13 protein-coding genes and 1 pseudogene are annotated in these 15,641 nt (G+C 61.2%); 9 read left to right on the forward strand and 5 right to left on the reverse strand.

Annotated features, from left to right (window positions below; genetic code table 11):
* Positions 1 to 89 precede the first annotated feature (89 nt).
* From miaB to lnt, 5 genes and pseudogenes are all read left to right on the forward strand, one after another.
* Positions 90 to 1,434, forward strand: a pseudogene (gene miaB / locus BG841_RS01230) (tRNA (N6-isopentenyl adenosine(37)-C2)-methylthiotransferase MiaB).
* Complete coding sequence (locus tag BG841_RS01235; protein WP_070055997.1) at positions 1,431 to 2,414, forward strand: PhoH family protein; 984 nt, start codon at positions 1,431 to 1,433, stop codon at positions 2,412 to 2,414. Before miaB ends, BG841_RS01235 begins: the two are co-directional and overlap by 4 nt.
* A complete protein-coding gene (gene ybeY, locus BG841_RS01240; RefSeq protein WP_070055998.1) occupies positions 2,411 to 2,884 on the forward strand; it encodes an rRNA maturation RNase YbeY in 474 nt (157 codons plus the stop codon). Before BG841_RS01235 ends, ybeY begins: the two co-directional genes overlap by 4 nt.
* Complete coding sequence (locus tag BG841_RS01245) at positions 2,881 to 3,726, forward strand: HlyC/CorC family transporter (RefSeq protein ID WP_070055999.1); 846 nt, start codon at positions 2,881 to 2,883, stop codon at positions 3,724 to 3,726. Before ybeY ends, BG841_RS01245 begins: the two co-directional genes overlap by 4 nt.
* Positions 3,716 to 5,263: an apolipoprotein N-acyltransferase gene (gene lnt / locus BG841_RS01250; RefSeq protein ID WP_070056000.1), complete on the forward strand. Its 1,548-nt coding sequence runs from the start codon at positions 3,716 to 3,718 to the stop codon at positions 5,261 to 5,263. Before BG841_RS01245 ends, lnt begins: the two co-directional genes overlap by 11 nt.
* A gap of 22 nt (positions 5,264 to 5,285) precedes the next feature.
* On the opposite strand, the gene BG841_RS01255 is transcribed toward lnt, so the two are convergent.
* Positions 5,286 to 5,834 carry a zinc ribbon-containing protein gene (locus BG841_RS01255; protein ID WP_070056001.1) on the reverse strand — a complete coding sequence of 183 codons (549 nt, stop codon included), beginning with the start codon at positions 5,832 to 5,834 and terminating at the stop codon, positions 5,286 to 5,288.
* 148 nt (positions 5,835 to 5,982) lie between these two features.
* Here BG841_RS01255 and leuS point away from each other — a divergent pair, with 148 nt between their 5' ends.
* The 4 genes from leuS to BG841_RS01275 all read left to right on the forward strand — a co-directional run bounded on the left by leuS (position 5,983) and on the right by BG841_RS01275 (position 10,504).
* Entirely contained in the window at positions 5,983 to 8,583 is a 2,601-nt protein-coding gene (leuS, locus tag BG841_RS01260) for a leucine--tRNA ligase (protein ID WP_070058629.1), read from the forward strand.
* A complete protein-coding gene (gene lptE, locus BG841_RS01265; protein WP_070056002.1) occupies positions 8,580 to 9,134 on the forward strand; it encodes an LPS assembly lipoprotein LptE in 555 nt (184 codons plus the stop codon). The genes leuS and lptE overlap by 4 nt, the downstream gene beginning before the upstream one ends.
* Positions 9,131 to 10,135, forward strand: a complete 1,005-nt coding sequence (gene holA / locus BG841_RS01270) for a DNA polymerase III subunit delta (protein WP_070056003.1) — start codon at positions 9,131 to 9,133, stop codon at positions 10,133 to 10,135. Before lptE ends, holA begins: the two co-directional genes overlap by 4 nt.
* Positions 10,136 to 10,234: 99 nt before the next feature.
* Complete coding sequence (locus tag BG841_RS01275; RefSeq protein WP_228141560.1) at positions 10,235 to 10,504, forward strand: hypothetical protein; 270 nt, start codon at positions 10,235 to 10,237, stop codon at positions 10,502 to 10,504.
* 73 nt (positions 10,505 to 10,577) lie between these two features.
* Here the strand turns inward: BG841_RS01275 and BG841_RS01280 are convergent, their stop codons facing one another.
* The 4 genes from BG841_RS01280 to bioD form a co-directional block, all read right to left on the reverse strand.
* On the reverse strand, positions 10,578 to 12,368 hold the full coding sequence (locus tag BG841_RS01280) for an acyl-CoA dehydrogenase C-terminal domain-containing protein (RefSeq protein ID WP_070056005.1): 1,791 nt from the start codon (positions 12,366 to 12,368) through the stop codon (positions 10,578 to 10,580).
* Positions 12,369 to 12,533: 165 nt separating this feature from the next.
* On the reverse strand, positions 12,534 to 14,333 hold the full coding sequence (locus tag BG841_RS01285) for an acyl-CoA dehydrogenase C-terminal domain-containing protein (RefSeq protein ID WP_070056006.1): 1,800 nt from the start codon (positions 14,331 to 14,333) through the stop codon (positions 12,534 to 12,536).
* Between the two features lie 278 nt (positions 14,334 to 14,611).
* Positions 14,612 to 14,857 carry a flagellar biosynthesis protein FlgE gene (locus BG841_RS01290; protein WP_070056007.1) on the reverse strand — a complete coding sequence of 82 codons (246 nt, stop codon included), beginning with the start codon at positions 14,855 to 14,857 and terminating at the stop codon, positions 14,612 to 14,614.
* A gap of 70 nt (positions 14,858 to 14,927) precedes the next feature.
* A complete protein-coding gene (gene bioD, locus BG841_RS01295) occupies positions 14,928 to 15,620 on the reverse strand; it encodes a dethiobiotin synthase (RefSeq protein ID WP_070056008.1) in 693 nt (230 codons plus the stop codon).
* Positions 15,621 to 15,641: the final 21 nt, after the last annotated feature.

The raw sequence follows: 15,641 nt of genomic DNA on the forward strand, positions 1-15,641 counted from the left end.
AGTTCGATTCCAGTCGCGCCGCCCTGGCTACTCTTGTTATTATGGGTAACCGGGGCACCGCGAACATCCACCAACGTACGTTGAGACCCATGGCCACCAAGCTATTCATCAAGACCCACGGCTGCCAGATGAACGAGTACGATTCATCCCGCATGGCTGACCTGCTGCGCACCGACGAAGCGGTTGAAATGACCGACAACCCGGAAGACGCTGATATTCTCCTGCTGAACACCTGCTCGATCCGTGAAAAGGCCCAGGAAAAAGTCTTTCATCAGCTGGGGCGCTGGAAAAGACTGAAAAGCGACAACCCGGATCTGATCATCGGCGTGGGCGGCTGCGTGGCCAGTCAGGAAGGCCAGGCCATTCTGGACCGTGCGCCCTACGTGGACATGGTGTTTGGCCCGCAAACCCTGCACCGGCTGCCGGAAATGATGACGGAAGTGCGCACCAAGGGGGGGCGTGGGCATCGTCGACGTCAGCTTCCCCGAGATCGAAAAATTCGACAACCTGCCCGCCCCGGGGGCCGAGGGCCCGTCGGCGTTTGTGTCCATCATGGAAGGCTGCAGCAAGTACTGCACCTTCTGCGTGGTGCCCTACACCCGGGGCGAGGAAGTCAGCCGCCCGGTGGATGACGTGATTGCCGAAGTTGCCCACCTGGCGGAACAGAACGTCCGTGAGGTCAACCTGCTGGGACAGAACGTCAACGCCTACCGGGGGGACACCCACGACGGCGACACCATGGATCTGGCGGAACTGATTACCCTGATTGCCAGCATCGACGGCATTGACCGCATCCGCTACACCACCTCCCACCCGGTGGAGTTCAGCGACGCGCTGATCGAGGTGTACGAGCAGGTGCCGGAGCTGGTCAGCCATTTGCACCTGCCGGTACAGAGTGGCTCCGATCGCATTCTCGCGGCCATGAAACGGGGACACACGGCACTGGAGTACAAATCCAAGTTACGCCGGCTGCGCAAGATTCGCCCGGACATCAGTTTCTCCTCCGACTTCATCATCGGTTTCCCCGGCGAAACCGAAAAAGATTTCGAAGACACCATGAAGCTGATCAACGATATCGGTTTCGACATGTCGTTCAGCTTTGTGTACAGCGCCCGTCCCGGCACGCCCGCGGCGGAGCTGCCCGACACCACCCCCATGGATGTCAAAAAACAGCGCCTGAGTATCCTCCAGCAGCGCATCAACCAGAACGTCATGGAGATCAGCCGGCGCATGGTCGGGTCGGTGCAGCGCATCCTGGTCACCGGATTGTCGAAAAAGGACCCGGGGGAGTACGCCGGCCGCACCGAGAACAACCGGATCGTCAACTTCCGTCACGACAACCCGGAGGTTGTTGGTCACTTCATTGACGTGGAAATTCGCGAGGCCCTGCCCAACTCCCTGCGGGCCGTGCCGGTAAACGGAGAGCTGCATTGACCAGCCAGAATTCCCGCCAATTTGATTTACACCCGGTGGACCAGCGGCGCCTGGCCACCCTGTGCGGCCAGTTTGACGAGCACCTCAAGCAGATTGAGCGGCGCCTGGACGTCACCATCGGCCGCCGGGGCCACCATTTCAAGGTGGACGGCCCCAGCGAAAACGTGGCCGCTGCCACCGAGGTGGTCCGCCATTTGTATCGGGAAACTGAGGGCAACGACGACATCGATCCGGAAACCGTGCATTTGTACGTCCGCGAGTCCGGCCTTGAACGCCTGCCCGACGACGTCCCGTTTGACGGCAGCCTGACGGTGATCAAAACCCCCAAACTGAAAGCCAAAGCGCGGGGCGTGAACCAACAGAAGTACGTGCACAGCATGCGCTCCTACGACCTCAACTTTGGTATCGGCCCCGCCGGCACCGGGAAAACCTGGCTGGCGGTGGCCTGCGCCGTGGAGGCCCTGAAGGACGAGCAGGTCAAGCGCATCCTGCTGGTGCGCCCGGCGGTGGAAGCCGGTGAGAAACTCGGGTTCCTGCCCGGCGACCTGGCGCAAAAAGTTGACCCTTACCTGCGCCCGCTCTACGACGCCCTGTACGAAATGCTGGGCTTTGAGCATGTCACCCGGCTGATTGAAAAAAGCGTGATCGAAATCGCCCCGCTGGCGTTCATGCGCGGGCGCACCCTCAACAACTCGTTCATCATTCTGGACGAGAGCCAGAACACCACCCGGGAGCAGATGAAAATGTTCCTCACCCGGATTGGCTTTGGCTCCACCGCCGTGATCACCGGCGATCCCAGCCAGATTGACCTGCCCCGGGGGCAAAACTCCGGACTGGTGCAGGCCATTGATGTCCTGCAAGGGGTGGCCGGAGTCGGCTTTACCCATTTCGAGGCCAAAGACGTGGTCCGCCATCCGCTGGTGCAGCGGGTTGTGGAAGCCTACGACCGTTTTGACAAGGCTCATCCGGGGAACCCGTGAATACGCTCACTGTCGATATTCAGAACATGGTGCAGTCGGCCGACATCCCCGACGAGGCCTCCCTGAGCCAGTGGGCCAATGCGGGCTGGCAACAGCCCCACGACTCGGAAGTGACCATCCGCATCGTGGATGCCGAGGAAAGCGCCCAGCTGAACAGCCGCTACCGGGGCAAAGACGGCCCGACCAACGTCCTGTCCTTTCCATTTGAAGCGCCAGCCGGTATAACGGTGCCCCTGGCGGGCGACCTGATTATCTGCGTGCCGGTGGTCACTGCGGAGGCCCGGCAACAGGGCAAATCGCTGGCGGCCCACTGGGCGCATATGGTGGTGCACGGCATGTTGCACCTGCAAGGCTTTGACCACATTAACGATACCGATGCCGAGGTCATGGAAGCCCTCGAAATCAAGCTGCTCGAGCAACTTGGTTTTTGCAACCCTTACGCCACAGAGGAGATAGTACAGGGCTCATGAGCGACGAACACTCGAGTCGCAGTCAAGGCAACAAGTCTTGGCTGGAACGTATATCACAGGCTTTTTCCAGTGAGCCTGAAACCGTCGAAGATGTGCTGGAGATTCTGCGCGATGCAGAAGCCCACAATATAATTGATGCCGATGCCATGAGCATCATCGAAGGCGCCATGCAGGTGATCGATATGCGCGTCGATGAAATCATGATACCCCGCTCCCAGATGGTCACCGTGAAAGCGGCCCAGGACCCGAAATCCTACCTGAGCGCCATATTCGAGTCTGCCCACAGCCGGTTCCCGGTGCTTGGCGACAGCCAGGACGATGTTATCGGTATCCTGCTGGCCAAAGACCTGCTGCCACTGGCCGTCAATGAAGAGCTGAGCTGGAACCGGGTCCGTGAAATCCTGCGCCCGCCCACGTTTGTGCCGGAAAGCAAGCGCCTGAACCAACTCCTCAAGGAATTCAAGCAAACCCGCAACCACATGGCCATTGTGGTGGACGAATACGGTGGTACCGCGGGACTGATCACCATTGAAGACGTGCTGGAGCAGATTGTCGGTGAAATCGAGGACGAACACGATTTTGACGAAGAAGCCCACATCAAAACCCGGGGCAATGGCAGCTTTGCCGTCAAAGGCGCAACCCCGGTGGAAGACTTCAATGAGTTCTTCGATACCCAGCTCGATGACGAAGAGTTTGACACCATCGGTGGGGTGCTGCTGCGCGAGTTTGGCCACCTGCCCCGCCGGGGCGAGTCGGTGCAATTGGGCGATCTGGTGTTCACCATCGCCAATGCCGACAACCGCGTTATCCGGCTGCTGCAGGTAACCCGCAGTGACGGCTGAGCCTTCCCCCGCGCTACCCCGAGTACCCTGGCCCGCCAATCGCTGGCTGCAAGCGACCTTGCTGCTGGTCGCCGGCGGCGCGCAGACCCTTACCTTCTCACCCTTCGGATGGTGGTGGCTGGCGCCGCTGTCGTTGGCGCTGATTGCCGCTATCGGCCTGACGCTGCCCGCCAATCAACTGTTCCGGGCAGGCTGGCTGGTCGGCTTCGGTCTGTTCGGCACCGGGGCTTCCTGGGTGTACATCAGCATCAGCGAGTATGGCAACACCAACACCCCGGTGGCGGTGGTGCTCACCCTGTTGTTTGTCGCCGGGCTGGCCCTGTTTCACGGGGTGGCGTTCTGGTTCTGGGGCAAACTTGCGCCCCACAGCGCCTGGCGCCGGCTGCTGCTGCTGCCGGCCATCTGGGTGCTGGGGGACTGGCTGCGGGGCTGGTTGCTGACCGGCTTTCCCTGGTTGTTTCTGGGCACCGCCCAGGTGGACGGCCCCCTGGCGGGCTTTGCCCCCATGGTGGGCGTGTTCGGTCTGACCCTGTGGATAGCCGCCAGCGGTTCGGCCCTCTACGGCGCCCTCTGGCTGCTCCGCAACCAGCGCCACAAGGCCGCGCTGGCGCTGGCGCTGGTGATCCTCGCCCCCTGGTTTACCGGCGGCCTGGCCGGTCAGGTCCAGTGGACCCGGATCGCCACCACCCCCACCGCCATCGCCGCCGTGCAAGGCAACATTCCCCAGCAGATCAAGTGGGACCCGGAGTTCATGAAGGAGCAGATTGTCACCTATCTGTTGCTCACCGAGGACGACTGGGACCGGGACCTGATTCTGTGGCCGGAAACCGCCATCCCCATCACCCAGGATCAGGCAGGCGAGATACTGACCCACATCAATACCCGGCTGGGCCCCGACAGCACCCTGATCACCGGCATTCCCTGGTACGGGTTCAGTGACAGCCGGGAAGACTTTACCTTCCGCAACAGCATCCTGGCCACCGGCAACGGTGACGGTATCTATTACAAGCAGAAACTGGTGCCGTTTGGCGAATACGTGCCCCTGGAAACCTGGCTGCGCGGACTGATCGGGTTTTTTGACCTGCCCATGTCAAGTTTTTCCAAAGGCCCCAAACACCAGCCACCGCTGGCGGTCAACGAGCACAAGGTGATGCCGTTCATCTGTTACGAAGTGGCCTACCCGGATTTTGTCGCCACCAACGCCCGCCATACGGATCTGCTGGTCACCATCAGCAACGATGGCTGGTTTGGCGACTCCATCGGGCCCCTCCAGCACCTGCAACTGGCACGCATGCGCGCGCTGGAAACCGGTCGCTACATGCTCCGGGGCACCAACAACGGGGTCACCGCCATCATTGACCACCGGGGCCGCATTACCCGGGCCATTCCCCAGTTCACCCAAGGCACCCTGCGGGGGGATGTGTACCGGGCGACCGGCAACACCCCGTTTATGGAAACGGGCTCCTGGCCGACACTCACCTTCGCGGCGATTTTGATTGTGCTGATCCGGGAGCGGGACATACCGCGGCCGGCTTGAAGTGAGGGCTTGAAGTACCGGCTTACTCCGCGTCCGGTGGCCAGCGCCCGGTGACCCGCTCAAAGTAATGGGAACCGCACGCCTCGCAGACTTCAATGTGGCTGGTGGCGGTCAGACAGGTCATGTGGTGGCAGTTGAGGCAACGGAACATGCCCGCGGTGGCCACCTCGCCGGCGATGTAGCGGCTGACGTCTTCGTTGTCCAGCTTCTGGTTCAGCTCCAGGGTGTCGAGCCGGGTCTTGTCGGCGATCGAAAACAGCGCGTCGGTCAGTTGCTGCTCCAGGAGCGACAGATCCAGCTGCAGCCATTCGGTGAGGCTGTCGCCGGTTTCGTCGACAAAGTGCATCAGGTTTTCCAAATCCCGCCGCAGATAGGCCGCCAGCAGATCCACTTCTTCGCGGGTCATTTCCTCCAGTTCGTTTTCCATTTCCACCGCGTTGGCGATTTCCGCACGCACCCCCTCCAGGGTGGTTTTCTCGGCGTTGGCCAGGCGACTCTGAACCCGCTCCAGCATGCGGTCATAGACTTTCAGGGCCTGCCCGGACAGACGCTTGCGTTCGGTCTCCGTCATGGTGTTACCTCGCAAAATGACACCTTACCCCCAGTCTGGCACAGCTTTGGCCTTTTCGCAGACTACCTGTTGCGGCCCCGGTGCGTTAGAATGTCCGGCCGCTCCCCAAATCGATTATCTACACAGGGTAAACTCAGTAATGGCAGGTATGGACAAGCAATACAGCCCCAGCGACGTCGAACACAACGCACGCACTTTTTGGGAAACCAACAATACGTTCACCGTGCAGGAAGATCCTGACAAGCCCAAGTATTACTGCCTGTCCATGTTCCCCTACCCGAGCGGCAAGTTGCACATGGGGCACGTGCGTAACTACACCATCGGCGACGTAATTTCCCGCTACCAGCGCATGCAGGGCAAGAACGTGATGCAGCCCATGGGCTGGGACGCCTTTGGTCTGCCGGCCGAAAACGCCGCCATTGCCAACCACACGGCCCCCGCCAAATGGACGTACGCCAATATCGAGTACATGAAGAACCAGCTCAAGCAGCTGGGTTTCGGGTACGACTGGAAGCGGGAACTGGCCACCTGCCAGCCGGACTACTACCGCTGGGAACAGTGGTTTTTCACCCAGCTGTACGAAAAGGGGCTGGTCTACAAAAAAATGGCCACCGTGAACTGGGACCCGGTGGACCAGACCGTACTCGCCAACGAACAGGTGGTGGATGGCCGCGGCTGGCGCTCCGGTGCGCTGGTTGAACGCAAGAAAATCCCCCAGTGGTTTATCCGCATTACCGATTACGCCGAAGAGTTGCTGAGCGATCTGGACCAGCTGGACGATTGGCCTGAGCAGGTCAAAACCATGCAGCGCAACTGGATCGGCAAGTCCGTCGGGGTGGAACTGACCTTTACCCAGCAGGACAACGGCGAGGGTCTGACGGTATACACCACCCGCCCGGATACCCTGATGGGGGTCACTTATATGGCGGTGGCCGCTGAGCACCCGCTCGCCACCGCCGCTGCGGAACGCAGCAAGGAAGTGGCCGAATTCGTTGCCCAATGCCGCAGCAACAAAGTCGCCGAAGCTGATATGGCGACCATGGAAAAACTCGGCGTCGACACCGGTTTCCAGGTGGTGCACCCGCTGACCCAGGAGCTGATTCCGGTGTGGGTCGCCAATTTTGTACTCACCGATTACGGCACCGGTGCGCTGATGGCGGTACCCGCCCACGATGAGCGTGACCACGAGTTTGCGCGCAAATACCGACTGCCGATCAAACAGGTGATCGCACCCACCGACAGCCGTGAGATCGACCCCCAGGAAGCCGCTTTTACCGACACCGGCGTGCTGGTGTCCTCGGGCAAATACAACGGTCTGACCAGCGAGGAGGCCTTTGACGCCATCGCCGACGACCTGGAACACAGTGGCATCGGCAAGCGTACCGTCAATTACCGTCTGCGCGACTGGGGGGTATCCCGGCAGCGTTACTGGGGGGCGCCTATCCCCATGCTGACGCTGGCGGACGGCAGCGAGCGGCCGGTGCCCGCCGATGAGTTGCCGGTGGTACTGCCGGAAGACGTGGAAATGGACGGCGTCAAGTCCCCCATCAAGGCCGACGAGGAGTGGGCCAAAACCACCTACCAAGGCCAGCCGGCGACCCGGGAAACGGACACCTTTGATACCTTTATGGAGTCCTCCTGGTATTACGCCCGTTTCTGCAGCCCCAACTACGACCAGGGCATGCTCGACCCCGCAGCCGCCAACTACTGGCTGCCGGTTGACCAGTACATTGGCGGGGTGGAGCACGCCATCCTGCACCTGCTGTACGCCCGCTTTTTCCACAAATTGTTGCGGGATGTGGGGCTGGTCACCAGCAGCGAACCGTTCAAGCGCCTGCTGACCCAGGGCATGGTGCTGGCCGAGACCTATTACCGCGAAGACAGCAACGGCGGCATCCAGTGGATTCCGCCCGCCGACGTGATCACCGAGCGGGACGACAAAGGCCACGTGATCTCGGCCCGTCATAAGGACGACGGCCAGCCCGTGATTGCCGGCGGCGTCACCAAGATGTCCAAATCCAAAAATAACGGCATCGACCCGCAAGCCATCATTGACCGGTTTGGCGCCGATACCGTGCGCCTGTTCATCATGTTCGCAGCACCGCCGGAGCAATCGCTGGAGTGGTCCGACAGCGGCGTGGAAGGTGCCAATCGCTTCCTGCGGCGGTTATGGCGCATGGTGACCGAGCACACCGGCGGCGGTCCGACGCCAGCGGTGGAGGTGGCGGCACTGAACGATGCCCAAAAAGCGGTCCGTCGCAAAACCCATCAGACCATTGCCAAGGTGAGTGACGACGTCAGCCGCCGCCTGACCTTCAACACCGCCATTGCCGCGGTGATGGAGCTGCTCAACGAAGTATCGAAACTGAATAACGACGCGCAGCTGAAACAGGACCGCCAGAGTCGTGCGGTCACCGGCGAAGCCCTCAATGCGGCGGTGCAGATGCTGGCGCCGATCACCCCGCATATCTGTCACAGCCTGTGGTTCGAGCTGGGACACGACACACCGGTGGTCGACGCCCTGTGGCCGGTAGCGGACCCCGAGGCAATGGTCAAATCGGAAATCCAGATTGTGCTGCAGGTCAATGGCAAAGTGCGCGCCAAGGTGGATGTACCCGCTGATATCGACAAGCCTGCGCTGGAAGCCCTGGCGGTGGCCGATGAAAACGTACAGCGGTTTACCGAGGGGAAAACCGTACGCAAAGTCATCGTGGTGCCCGGCAAACTGGTAAACGTGGTGGCCAATTGAGGATCCGGCAGTTAGCGGCTCTGGCCGCCCTGCTGATGCTGTCGGCCTGCGGCTTCCAGCTGCGGGGCGCGGCGCCGGTGTCTGCGGCGTTGCAGCCTTTGGCCGTGGAATGCACCACCCGGATTCCGGAAACCCTGTGCCAGGCAGTGCGGGAGCAGCTGCGCCTTGGGGGGATTGAGTCCAGCCCCCCCGAGGCCGCCGCCTATCGGCTTAAGCTGTCCCAATTCAAGGAAACCCGGCGGGCCAGCGCCGTCACCCTGCAGGGCGCAGCCGCAGAGTACGATATCCGCCAGAGCGTCGGTATCCAGGTCATCACCCGGGAACAGATTCCGCTGGTGGCCCTGACCGATGTGCACAGCAGCGAATCCTATCGCTACGACGAAAGCAGCGTCCTGGCCAAGCAGCGGGAGGAGCGGGCCATTCGGGAGACCCTGCATCAACGTCTGGCGCAGCAAATCATCTTCCGGCTCGCGCCCCTGTCCGCCGAACGCATCCAGGCCATACTGGAGCGCAGCACAGCGGCCGAGCCTGAGGCGAGCCCGGGGCCGTGAAAATTCAACCCGCCCAATTGGCGCAGACGCTGAAAAAGGGCCTCGCGCCAGTCTACCTGGTGTCCGGGGATGAGCCGCTGCTGGTGCAGGAATGCTGCGACCAGATACGCAAGGCCGCCCGTGACGCCGGCTTTCAGGACCGGATCACCTATCACGCGGATCACCAGCTCGACTGGTCCAGGGTGGCGGAAGAATTTGGCGCCCTGTCGCTGTTTGCCGAGCGCCGCCGGATTGAAATCCACCTGCCCACCGGCCGGCTTGGTAATGGTCGCGACGTGATCGAGCGGGTGCTGGCCAACCCGCCCGAGGACATCATTCTGCTGCTGATCAGCACCCGTCTGGACGCCGCCGAAACCCGGCGCAAATGGTACAAGGCCCTGCAGACCTGCGGCGTGCACCTGCCGGTGTGGCCCATAGACGCCGACAAATTTCCCGCCTGGTTGCAACAGCGCGCGCAGGCACAGGGGCTGGGGCTCACCCGCGGTGCGCTGGCCCTGCTGACGGAGCGCCTGGAGGGCAACCTGCTGGCCGCCAGTCAGGAACTGGAACGCCTGGCGCTGTTTTCCAAGGGCGCAACCATTGATGAAGACGTGGTGCAGCTGGCGGTACAGAACAGCGCCCGCTTCAATGGCTTTGAACTGGTCACCGAACTGCTGCTGGGCCGGGCCGCCCACGCCCAAAAAATCATCGGCGCCTTGCAACAGGAAGGTGAAAATCCGCTGGGGCTGTTAAGCGTGCTGACCCGGGATCTGAACCTGATTCTCGAATTGAAGCAGGCCCAGGCCCGCCGGGAAGCCGGCAGCGGCTTCCTGAAAAAACGCGGTGTCTTTCAGCCGCAACGGGCGCGAGCCCTTGAACAGGCGGCCCGGCGCCTGTCCCGCGCGCAAATCCATCAGGCGCTCAACTATTGCAGCGACACCGATCGCGCCGCCAAAGGCTTTGCCGACCTGCCTCCCTGGCATTACTTGCGTGATCTGGCGACCCTCCTCGCCAGCCGCTGATTGTCCCTGCAGGGTGTTCACGACAGCCCGCCCTCTTGACCTGCTGCGCCCCTCGGCGCATGGTGATAACTGTTCGGTCCACTAACCCAGAGAGGCGCTATGAGGATGGATTTAAAAGACGATCTGAAAAAGCTGGGCGACAAGGTGCGTCAGTACCGGGACGAAGTGCGCGTCCAATTGCATTTGGCCAGGGAAGAGCTCAAGGACGAATGGGAGGATCTGGAGCCGAAGTGGCAGCAGTTTCGACACAAACTGGACGGTATCGGTCAGGAAACGGACGAAGCACGCCAGAATGCCGTCGACGCCGCGCGCAAATTGGGCGAAGAACTCAAAAACAGCTATTCCCGCCTGCGGGACCGTCTGAAGTAGCCGGTAACCCGCGCACCATAAAAAATGCCGGAACGGGGTTCCGGCATTCGCGGTTACTGTCCGTTCAGCGGCATCAGAACTCTTCAGCCGCCAACGCCATCATCGCGTCACTGCCACTGCGGATACTTTCCGCCAGCGACACAGTTCTGGGCAACAGCCGATCGTAGTAGAAGCGCGCGGTCTTCAGCTTGCCGCTGTAAAAACCCGAAGTATCGCTGTCCGCCCCGACGCCCGCCGCTTTGACCATTCGGGCCCACATATAGGCGACCGCGGTCATGCCGAACAGGTCCAGATAATCCACCGACGCGGCACCAACCGCATTGGGGGTGTCCGCCGCCTGTTTGATGACGTGCTCGGTGACATCCGAGAGCCGCTCCAGCGCCGCTGCCAGCGATTCCAGATAGGGCCGCAATTGTTCGTCGCCACTGTTGTCTTCGATAAAGCTGGCGACGTCATTGGCAAACAGCTCGTACAGCTGGCCCTGGCTGCCGACTACTTTACGCCCCATCAGATCCAGCGCCTGAATGCCGTTGGTGCCCTCGTAGATCTGGGTAATGCGGCAATCCCGCACCAGCTGCTCCTGGCCCCACTCGCGGATGTAGCCATGCCCGCCGAACACCTGCTGGCCGAGGATGCAGGCCTCCAGGCCCCGGTCGGTCAGAAACGCCTTGGCCACCGGGGTCAGCAGCGCCACCAGACCTTCAGCCTGCTCACGGCGCGCGGTGTCGTCCGCGTACTTGGAGATATCCAGCCACTGGGCCACGTAGGTGGAAAAAGCGCGGCCACCTTCGACGTAACTCTTCATGGTCAGCAGCATGCGACGGACATCAGGATGCACAATGATCGGGTCAGCCGCCTTGTCTTGCTGTTGTGCGCCGGTGGGTGCGCGGCTTTGGATACGTTCCAGCGCATACTCCCGGGCGCTCTGCAGCGACGCTTCGGCCGCCCCCATGCCCTGAATGCCCACTCCCAGACGCTCGTAGTTCATCATGGTGAACATGGCGGCCAGTCCCCTGTTGGGCTCGCCCACCAGCCAGCCTTTGGCACTGTCAAAGTTCATCACGCAGGTGGCCGACGCCTTGATCCCCATTTTCTTCTCGATGGAGCCGCAACTGACACTGTTGCGCTCCGCCAGGGAACCGTCGTCGTTCACCAGGAACTTGGGGACCAGAAACAGGGAAATGCCCTTGGCGCCCGGGGGCGCGTCCGGCAACTTGGCCAGCACCAGATGGATGATGTTCTCCGCCATGTCGTGCTCACCCCAAGTGATGAATATCTTGGTACCGGTCACCTGGTAGGAACCGTCTCCATTGGGCTCCGCCTTGGTACGGATCAGACCCAGATCGGTGCCGGCGTGGGCCTCGGTGAGATCCATCGAACCCGACCAGACACCGGCGTACATGTTCGGCAGGTACTTGTCCTTCAACTCCTGACTGCCGTGGGCGTCCAGCGCCAGACACGCCCCGGCGGTGAGCATGGGGGCCAGACCGAAGGCCATATTGGCCCCCTGCATCATTTCTTCAAACTGGGCTACGAGGGTCTTGGGCATGCCCATGCCGCCAAACTCCGGATTGCCGCCCAGACCGTTCCAGCCCCCTTCCACGATCGTCTGGTAGGCTTCACGAAAACCTTCCGGCGTAGTCACTTCGCCGTTGTTCCACTGGCACCCCTGCTCGTCTGCCTCACGGTTCAGCGGCGCCAGCACACCCCCTGCGATCTTGGCCGCCTCCTCCAGAATAGCGTCCGCTGTTTCCGGATCAACGTGGTCGGCAATACCGGGCAACGACTGCCACAATGCCGGTGCATCAAAGACTTCGTTAAGGATGAAGCGCATGTCTCGCAAAGGCGCTTGATAGTCTGCCATCTTTATTCTCCAGGATTCCGTCTATTCTGATTGATGCAGCTGTATCAACTACACCACAAGGTGTGTGCCTTGGTATTTCTTTTTTATTGAATGGTATGTCAGCCAGAATACATAAAAACCCCCGCCAGAAACAACAAGGCGGGGGTTTTACTGCGGTGGCATTCCTTAAAAGGCAAAGGATTCGTCGGGCAGATCCATCAGGGTGTCCGCGCCGGCCAGCATGCTGACCGCGTGCGCCTTGGTGCGTGGCAGCAAGCGTTTGAAATAGAAACGCGCGGTCAGCAACTTGGCATGGTAGAACGCCTCTTCGGTGGTGCCATCGGCCATGGCCGCCAGAGCCACCTGGGCCATCCGCGCCCACAGATAGGCGAACACGGCATACCCGGAGTACATCAGGTAGTCCACCGATGCGGCGCCCACCTCGTCGGCATTGTTCATCGCGCTCATGCCCACTTTCATGGTCAGGTCGGCCCATTCTTTGTTGATCGCCTGCAACGGCTCGATAAACTCGCTCAGCTGCTCGTTGGCGGCGTGTTCCTTACAGAACAGATGCACCTGTTTGGTGAAGTTTTTGAGGGATTCACCCTGGGTCAACAGCACCTTGCGGCCCAGCAGATCCAGGGCCTGAATGCCGGTGGTGCCTTCGTAGATCATCCCGATACGGGCGTCACGGACGTTCTGTTCCATGCCCCATTCGGAAATATAACCGTGACCGCCAAATACCTGCAGGCCCAGATTGGCCGCTTCGTAACCGGCTTCGGTCACAAACGCCTTGGCGATCGGGGTCAGGAAACCCAGCAGCTCATCCGCGTTGTGGCGTTCCTCGTCGGTTTTACCACGCTGCACAATGTCGGCCTGCTGGGCGGTCAGATAAATCAGCGCGCGGCCGGCTTCCGCAATGGCTTTCTGGGTCAGCAGCATGCGCCGCACGTCGGGATGCACAATGATCGGGTCGGCCGCACCTTCGGGGTTCTTGGCACCGGTCAGGGAGCGCATGGCCAGACGCTCTCTGGCGTACGCCAGGGATCCCTGGAAACCGAGTTCCGCCGCACCCAGCCCCTGAATGGCGGTGCCGATCCGGGCCACATTCATAAAGGTGAACATGCAGTTCAGGCCTTTGTTTTCGGGGCCGATCAACCAGCCTTTGGCGCCATCAAAATTCATCACGCAGGTCGAGTTGCCGTGGATGCCCATCTTGTGCTCAATGGAACCGCAGGTGACCGCGTTTCTGTCGCCCACCTCACCGTCTGCTGTTGGCAGAAACTTGGGCACGATGAACAGCGAAATGCCCTTGGTACCTTCCGGCGCATCCGGCAATCGGGCCAGCACGATGTGCACGATGTTCTCGGCCATGTCGTGCTCACCGGCCGAAATGAATATCTTGGTGCCCGAAATGCTGTAGCTGCCATCGGGGTTGGGCTCCGCTTTGGAACGCAGGATACCCAGATCAGAACCGCAGTGGGGCTCGGTCAGACACATGGTGCCGGTCCACTCCCCGCTGATCAGTTTGGTCAGATAGATTTGTTTCTGCTCTTCGGTGCCGTGGGTTTCCACCGTGTGGGTGGCGCCATGACTCAGCCCCGGGTACATGCCCCAGGACCAGTTGGCGGTGCCCACCATTTCGTTCATGACAATACTGAGCGAACCGGGCAGGCCCTGCCCCCCGTAAGCCGGATCGGCACTCATGGATGGCCAGCCACCCTCGACATACTGCTGATAGGCCTCCTTGAAGCCGGTGGGTGTGGTGACCCCGTCGGCACTCCAGCGACAGCCTTCCAGATCACCGGTCCGGTTCAGCGGTGCCAGCACCTGTTCGGAAAAGCGGGCACCTTCCTGAATGATGGCATCGACCATATCCGGAGTCGCATCTTCCGCCCCCTCCAGACCGGCGTAGTGCTGCTCACTGTTCAGCAATTCACTCATGACAAACTTAATTTCACGCAGGGGCGCTTTATATTCAGGCATTGCATCCACCTCGGGGTTTCGAAAATAAAACAACTGTTTGAAACATACGTTTGCAAGGTTGGAATTGTCAAGCCCGACGGGTAAATCTTGTGCTCCCGGCGCCCCAATAAGGACCCACAGCCACGCCCTATCCCGCGCGGATGGTGCGCGCAGCGAGTTGGTTTCAGTTAGTTAATCGAGCAGGGGCGAGTACGGAGCACGGACCGTCGGGACGGCCATAGCGAAACAGGAAGGGGGCGCCCGGCAGGGGCAGGATTGGCTTGGTGGGCGACAGGCGCCTAAACCATGATGTCCAGCAACGAGCCCAGGGTTTCGTCGGCGGTGCGGATCACCCGGGCCGACGCTTCGGCGTGGCGCTCATACAGTTTGAGGTCCATGACCGGCTCCAGCAATCCGCCCGGTTGCCGGGTCGCACCCTCGGGACCCGCGCTGCCGGCGTGGGCGATGCGCCGTGCGGCGCTCTCCATGCCCTGCACGCTGTTCTGCAGGCCCTGCAAGCCGACCGACAAGGTATTGTTGATCATACCGTCACTCATTATTGTTAAGGTTGGGTGCATTAGGCCATAGCGCTGCTCAATTTTCAAACAAAGCCTCTCAACCGAGCAGCAGGGGGTCCAGTGACACCTGCGCCGCCAGGGCGGTCACATCCACCGATGGCTGCCAGGGCAATAATCCCAGACAGGGCGCCGGCAACTGATCGGCCAGATAACTCACCGTCTGCGCCTCACAGGACATCGTCTGGGCATCCGGCCGATTCCCCACCCAGCCCGCCAGAGGGACCCCATCGGCCAGTACGGCACGGGCCGTCAGTACCGCATGGTTGATGCACCCCAATCGCAGCGGCACCACCATAATCACAGGCAATTCCAGCAGTTGCGGCACTTTTGCGTAGGTTTCCCGGTCATTCAGGGGCACACACCAACCTCCGGCGCCTTCCACCAGCAGCAGATCCGCCGGTTGCGTCTGCATGCCCCGACAAAACCCTGCCAGCCGCTCCGCCGTCAACCGGCGACCGGCTTGTTGTGCCGCCACATGGGGGGCGATGGCCGGTGCCAGCGCAACCGGGTTGACCTGCTCGTAAGGCACCCGTTCGGTCATGGCCGCCGCCAGCAATACCGCGTCCTCATTACGCAGCCCGTCCGCCGTCTGCTCACACCCGGACGCGACCGGTTTCATCGCCAGGGTTTTCAAGCCCTGCAGCCGGGCCGCCTCCAACAACACCCGGGTGACCAGGGTTTTGCCCACACCGGTGTCCGTGCCGGTGACAAAAAACGTTTTACGAGCCATAGCGTGTCCTGATTGTATGTC

The organism is Marinobacter sp. X15-166B (genome assembly GCF_001752365.1).
Lineage (GTDB): Bacteria > Pseudomonadota > Gammaproteobacteria > Pseudomonadales > Oleiphilaceae > Marinobacter.